Source organism: Niastella populi (assembly GCF_002078015.1).
Taxonomy (GTDB): domain Bacteria; phylum Bacteroidota; class Bacteroidia; order Chitinophagales; family Chitinophagaceae; genus Niastella; species Niastella populi.
The window spans coordinates 1-303 of the sequence record NZ_LWBP01000181.1 but is presented as its reverse complement, the minus strand read 5'-3'; the positions used below and the strand labels follow the sequence as shown (position 1 = coordinate 303).

Genomic DNA, 303 nt, shown 5'->3' with positions numbered 1-303 from the left:
ATTGCTTCAGGATGCGGTAATCGGTAAAGGGCACTCCCCCATTCTCATACTGGTAACCATAACCGGTATTGGAGTAATGCTGCCTGTCGGCATATTTTATCTGCTGGCCAACCAACGCATTGATAAAGTGTTTGCCGGAAATAGTTTTCGTATAGTTCAGACTGTTACGGATATCGAAGTTCATCAGGGCGTCTTCAGACCGGTTGTAGAAACCTCCATAAGGCAATACTACTTCAGGCAATGCCTCCGGATCGTCAGGATTGGTGTACAGGAATTTATTGGCGTTGCGAATGGTTGATGTTT

At 45.5% G+C, this 303-nt stretch carries 1 protein-coding gene; it reads right to left on the bottom strand.

Annotated elements, in window-relative coordinates; all coding sequences use genetic code 11:
- The coding region (locus A4R26_RS15430; RefSeq protein WP_133054688.1) for a hypothetical protein at window positions 1–303 on the bottom strand (303 nt) is incomplete at both ends.